The 5,686-nt window shown below is 67.3% G+C and carries 6 protein-coding genes and 1 tRNA gene; 3 read left to right on the top strand and 4 right to left on the bottom strand.

Annotated features, from left to right (window positions below; all coding sequences use genetic code 11):
- Positions 1-137: 137 nt before the first annotated feature.
- The 3 genes from D5H75_RS19165 to D5H75_RS19175 all read right to left on the bottom strand — a co-directional run bounded on the left by D5H75_RS19165 (position 138) and on the right by D5H75_RS19175 (position 1,831).
- Complete coding sequence (locus D5H75_RS19165) at positions 138-863, bottom strand: GntR family transcriptional regulator (protein WP_119927837.1); 726 nt, start codon at positions 861-863, stop codon at positions 138-140.
- 181 nt (positions 864-1,044) lie between these two features.
- The gene (locus D5H75_RS19170) at positions 1,045-1,506 is read right to left on the bottom strand and encodes a hypothetical protein (protein WP_147425214.1); all 462 of its coding nucleotides are present in this window, start codon (positions 1,504-1,506) and stop codon (positions 1,045-1,047) included.
- Positions 1,493-1,831, bottom strand: coding sequence for a hypothetical protein (locus D5H75_RS19175; protein ID WP_119927839.1), 339 nt, complete (start codon positions 1,829-1,831; stop codon positions 1,493-1,495). Before D5H75_RS19175 ends, D5H75_RS19170 begins: the two co-directional genes overlap by 14 nt.
- A gap of 277 nt (positions 1,832-2,108) precedes the next feature.
- Between D5H75_RS19175 and D5H75_RS19180 the strand changes: the two genes are divergently transcribed.
- Complete coding sequence (locus D5H75_RS19180; protein ID WP_119927840.1) at positions 2,109-3,329, top strand: helix-turn-helix domain-containing protein; 1,221 nt, start codon at positions 2,109-2,111, stop codon at positions 3,327-3,329.
- Here the strand turns inward: D5H75_RS19180 and D5H75_RS19185 are convergent.
- Complete coding sequence (locus D5H75_RS19185; protein WP_119927841.1) at positions 3,310-3,870, bottom strand: NUDIX hydrolase; 561 nt, start codon at positions 3,868-3,870, stop codon at positions 3,310-3,312. The genes D5H75_RS19180 and D5H75_RS19185 overlap by 20 nt on opposite strands.
- A 1,024-nt stretch (positions 3,871-4,894) precedes the next feature.
- On the opposite strand from D5H75_RS19185, the gene D5H75_RS19195 reads away from it, so the two are divergent.
- Together D5H75_RS19195 and D5H75_RS41715 are read left to right on the top strand one after the other, a co-directional pair.
- On the top strand, positions 4,895-5,185 hold the full coding sequence (locus D5H75_RS19195; RefSeq protein ID WP_147425216.1) for a hypothetical protein: 291 nt from the start codon (positions 4,895-4,897) through the stop codon (positions 5,183-5,185).
- A 53-nt stretch (positions 5,186-5,238) separates the two neighbouring features.
- Positions 5,239-5,343: transfer RNA gene (locus D5H75_RS41715), tRNA-OTHER, on the top strand.
- The last annotated feature ends 343 nt before the right edge of the window (positions 5,344-5,686 follow it).

Below are 5,686 nucleotides of genomic sequence, written 5' to 3' on the forward strand. Positions count from 1 at the left end.
CCCTCGAAGAGCCATCTCGCCTCACCTCCTTCTGGGACGTACCTTTGAGCGGTCGTCCACTCGTCCGATCAAGTACTTTTACAGTAAAGCCGCTCACTCGTCCGGACAAGTGGATAAGCGAGCGGCTTCTATAACGACTAGGTAACGGGATAGACGTCTTCGAGTTCGTGCAGCTCACCGGGCAGGCAGATGTCGGCCACGGCCAGCACTTCCCCGGCCGCGTCGTAGACGGTGGCGAGAAGGCCGAGTACCGGAGCGTTCGCGTCGAGACCGAGCCGTTCCTGTTCCTCCGTGCTGGGATGTCGCGCGGTGAGCCGTTCGGCGATGTGGTCGAACCGGAGTTGCTTGATCGCCTGGAGATGCTGGCGGACTCCCGTCCGCAGGCGGTCTGCCTTGTCCAGGTCCGTGCCGTAGGTGACCTCCAGCGGCAGCCAGAGCGATTCCAGGGCGATCGGGTTCCCCGACTGCCGGACGAGGCGTTGCCGTACGAGGGCCGGAGTCCGGGCCTCCACCTTCATCAGGGCCGCCACGTGCCGGGGAAGCGGCTCCCGTTCGACGCGCAGGATCTCCGCCTCGGTCTCCGCCTGGTCGAGGATGCCGAGACCGGTACGGCTACGCTCGCCCAACCGCGCCGGCACCCCCTTCACGAAGGACCCCCGGCCGTGCTCCCGCTCGATCCACCCTTGCATGGCGAGGATCTGGAGAGCCCGGACCACTGTCGTACGGCCTACGCCGAACTCGCGGACGAGCTGGGTCTCCGAGGGCAGCAGGTCCCCCGGCGCGTACTCGCCTGACTCGATTCGCTGGCTGATCGCCGTGACCACCTGCGCGTACTTGGGGGGAGCGAAGTCCATCCCACCCATACCTCCTCCTGGTCTACCACTCGACCGCACAAGCACACTAGCGCCCGACTCATCAAGGAGGAACCCGACTTCCCCAGAAACCCCGTTCCGTCGCCTCCTCCCCGCCGCATGACAGAACCCCCCACTACGTGCAGGCGATGTGGGGGGTTCCGCCGCCCCGGGAAGGGTCTCCTCGCCGAGCTCAGCCCTCGCGAAGGAGATGGGCGATCAGGAATTGCTCGTTCAGGGCAGTGATGAACTCGTGCAGAGTCGGCCGATACACCTCCGTGAGACCGCCGGCCTTCCGGAGGACCGGGGAGGGTTCGCCCCGCCGTACGGCACGGAAGCCGTTCTCATCCCGGCTGTACCTCCACCCTGGGTTCCTCCGTGCCAGCTCACGAAGGCAGTAGTCCTCCCGGGTCTTCGGCATCGCGGCCGCGAGCAGCTTGGCGACCAGTTCCACGTTCACGAACGGTTCCCGGTGGAAATCGCCGTCGATCCATTGGTATCCGCCGGCCATGACATCCACGACCAGCGCGGGCGCGAGCCAGAGCGTCGCGGAATCCTCGTAGACCCGTGCGTTGCGATCCTCGGTCGGCACTCCCCGCTGTGCCAGCGCCTCCCGAAGCGCCTGAATCGCGGCTCCGGGATCATTCGTCCCCATTGCCGTTCCCTCTCGTCCTGCCGCTTGCGGCGACCTCCTGATCTGTCGTTTTCTGGACGATCTGCCACCGCACCGAGCCGGCGGCGTCCAGTTCCGCGCGCCACACCTCGTAGCGGGAGCATTCCGGCGGAAAGGCGTTGTGGTCGTAAACCCGCTTACAGATCCGACCCCACGCCTCGGCGTCCGGCGGGAAGCGCCTGAGAGCCGTACGGAGCTGATCCATCGCGGTCGCCTGGAAGACGTTCACGCCGCAGGGGCCTAGCTTCTGCTCGCCCTGGTGGCTGTAGAAGACCTCCCACTCGAACCGCACCGGTTCCGAGCTCATCGGGGCTCACTGCCGCAGTAGAGACAGGTCGCCGGTGTGCTCACGCTCCCACCACCGGAGAGGAACATGCCCGTGACCAGCTTGCGCGCCGTCACGAGCTTCCAGCCCCGTCCGCCGCAGTGCCGACAGTCCTCGCCGTTGTCCGTCCGCCGCTCGTCCATGGAGCCAGAATCGGCATCCGCGTCTTCCGCGCCTATTCCACGCTGATATTGCACGATGAGATACGGCCCCTCAGGCTGGACTCAACCGGCGAGACCCCGCGCACGGAGGCACCCCGATGCCCGGATCAGCGTTCGAGCCCATCCGCCTTCCCGAATGGGTCTGGCACCAGGACGAAGTACGCGACGTCCTGCGCCGACGCGATTTCGGCGCGCTCTTCGAACTCGCCGCCAAGTACGGCGTGACGCAGACGCAGCTCAGCGCCATGACCGGCATTCCTCAGGGCCGGATCAGCCAGTACAAGAACAGCCGCGTGCAAATCAACAAATTCGACGTCATCGAGACAATCGCCGATGCCCTCGGCCTCCCCGACGACGCGCGCATGCTGCTCGGACTGGCCCCACTCCACCCCGAGATCGCCAAGCGCAACACCGAGGAGGAGGCCCGGCACGCCCAGCACGAGGAACTGCGCGCCCGGCTCAACGCCGCGTCCTCCATAGACCTGGCCCTGGCCGAGCTGATGGCGACCGAGACCGACCAACTGCGCCGCCTGGACCGCCGACTTGGGGCGCCGGCCCTCGCCGACAAGCTCCGTGCCCATGTGAACCAGGTCGAGACCGCCCTACGGCATGGAGTACGGCCCGGCGTGCGCCGAGCCCTCGCCCGCGTCCTGGCCGAGACCTCCTCACTGGCCGGTTGGCACGCCATCGACATGTGCGCCCTGGCCGACGCCTGGGAGCACTACGAGCGCGCCAAGGCCGCCGCGCGCGAGGCCGAAGACCTCTCAGTACTGGCCCACGTCAGCGGCGAGCAGGCGTACGTGCTCATCGACCTCGGCCGTCCCGCCGAAGCCGTCGAACTCCTCCAGGACCTGAACGCCGGCTACCGCAACCGTCTACCCGGCCGCCTGCAATGCTGGCTCGCGGCGGCCGAGGCCGAGGCCGCCGCCGTTCTGGGCGACGAGGCGACCTGCCGTACGGCCCTGGAGCACGCCGAGCGAGCCCTACCGGCCGGTGACGCCGACCCGGCCCTGCCGTATCTCACCCTCAGCGCCGCCCACCTCGCCCGCTGGCGCGGCAACTGCCTGGTCAGGTTCGCCGACACCAGCACCATCACCGACCTGCGCACGGCCCTCGCCGCCAAGGACAGCACCTTCAGCCAGCGAGCCGAGGCCGCCCTACGCTGCGACCTCGCTCACGCCTTGCTCGTGTCCAGCCAGGCCGACGAGGCCCGCGAGCACATCACCCGCGCCCGCGACCTCGCCACCACCGCGGGCTCCACCCGGCAGCGCCACCGGATCGAAGGCCTCGCACGCGCCGCTAGACGGTCCCTGAGTTGAGCCGATCCCGCAGGTACAGCAGCGCCACCAGCGTGCCCGAGTTCCAGATCTCGCCCCGAGCGATCATGTCGGGCACATCCGCGAGCGGAATCCACGCCAGCCGCTGAGCCTCCGTGACCTCGATCGGCTCTCCGATCTTCTCCGCGCCCCGCGCCATGTAGATCACGTGCTCGGAGTCCACCATCCCGACCATCGGTTGGAAGGTGACCAGATGCTGTACGCCCTTGGGCCGATACCCGGTCTCTTCCTCGGCCTCCCGTACGGCGGTCGCCTCGGCGTCCTCGCCGGCGTCGATCAGCCCGCCGGGAAGCTCCCATCCCCACCGGTCGAACACGAACCGGTGCCGCCACATCATCAGCACCCGGTCACTGTCATCGAGAATCGCCATGATCGCCGCTCGGTCCAGATGCACCACGTGATGCTCGAACCGATCCCCGTCCGGCAGCTCCACGTCCACCAGCGCGAGCCGTACCCACCGGTTGTCGTAGATCAGCCGCTCGCCATGCACGACCCAGCGCGTTTCCTGACCTTCATCGCTCACACCGCGACGCTAGCGCCCAAGACCACGACCCCGCGAGCCCTGCCGAATTGACCTTTTAGACATCAAGGGCGGCGGCGCAAGCGCCGCCGCGCGGCCCTCGCCCGGCCGCACGCTGCGCGTGCGGCCTGGGGGCCGTTCTCGCGCGCGGCCAGCTCCGGCCGCACCTTCCACCGAGGCCGAATCGTTACAAGGAGATTCTCGGCTCATACTCTGGAGATACTCGGATGCTCGTGACGCAGGCAGAGTTGGGGGCCGCAAGGGAGAGCCGAACGATCTGTCGAGGTCAAAGCTACGGATCCCCGCCGAGTATTCGCGAAATAACCGAGAGTTTCTGATACTCGCTAATTACTTCTTCCTAAGCCTGGAGCATTTGCGCAGGTGGCGAAGGTGCCGCACAGAGTACTCCAGAGCCAAGGCGCACTCGTTGACGCGCGCATGGTCCACAATGGGTCTGGTGGGAGCGGCGGGGCCGATCGCAAGCGAACGGCCCCCTGCGCCAACAGGGAGCCGTTCTCACGTCCCGCTTGCCTGCAAAAGGACGTTCCATGCACAGCTTATTCCGTAAAACGCGCCGGAATAACCCCGAGCCCGCCAACCAGGCCCCCGCGCGCTTCCCCCAGAGGTGGGCGCTCATCCTGTCCATTGCCACAGCGCTCGGTGTCTTGGTAGGCGTGACCAGTGCAAACGTAGCCAGCGGAATCGCTACGGGCGTGGCGCTCGTCGCTCTCCTGCACACCATCATCGAGTGACATACGCCTCCGGCGGAGGCGCTCCGGCTCCGGGATGATCCTCTTTGTAGCCCGGAGGTCTCGTGGGGCTGGGGTGCCTGATCGTCCCGTCGCCGGCGTCTCAGGCAGAGCCGAGCAGACCAGGAGGCAGGGGTCAAGGTCGTTCGTCCGGTGGGGCGCTCCACCTTGACCCCTGCCCCCTGGCCCGCTCCCCTGCGGGTGGGACGACGGCGACGGGAAGATCAGGCAGGCAAGGTGTGCGGCTTTCAGCCAGTTGGGCGAAGTAGCCTCGCTGCATGACAGAGGTCGTGCTAAGGCTCGATGTGGCTACCGCCGAGGTCATCCGCGACCACATCTACATGGTGGGTGAGCACTTCGCGGGCGGCTCGTCCGTACGCCGGTTCTCACGTGCCGACGAGGCGCGGCTCGCCGCCGTGATGTGCGCGTTGGACAAGGCCGTTGGCGGGCGAGGATGCATGGCCTGTGCGATGGCGCGGAGGTCGGTCCATACCGTTGAAGAGCCGGGAGTGACCGTCGTAGCCGATGCCGCCCGAGCCCATGACGGCCACCACCAGCCGGAAGCCTAGTTGCAGCTCTAGTTGCAGTCCTCTCCCGTTCGACGTCGTTCAGGAGAGATCGAGGAGGCCCGTTGGTCCATGTGGGATTGATCGGGACGGGGGTGACCCGAGCTGCTAATGCGGTTTGGGTTTACCGCCCATCCGGGGTTCAAATCCCCGAGCCTCCGCAGCTCAAAGCCCCTCTCCACAGCACCACGGAGAGGGGCTTTCTGCATCCCCGTGTCAGTACGGCTGGCGCCGCCCCGGCCTTGATCTCTCCACCAGAAGCCGCCTCGGCCGGGCCGTAGAACCTCGCCGGTCGCCGCCGCGGGGGCGCTTCGCCGACGTCGGAGTGGGGGCGTGTAGCGGCTGTGACGCGGTGCGTAGGCGGGGTGTGGTTGACGTGGGGGTTTGGGGTGGGCGTGGGGAACATATGGGGTGGGTGCGGTGTTGTAGATAGGTACATTGCCCCGCATGTGGGCGATATCGACCGGGGTCTTTGCCCCGGTCTCCGGCGCCGGCCATGACGAG

It is taken from the genome of Bailinhaonella thermotolerans (genome assembly GCF_003594875.1).
Lineage (GTDB): Bacteria > Actinomycetota > Actinomycetes > Streptosporangiales > Streptosporangiaceae > Bailinhaonella > Bailinhaonella thermotolerans.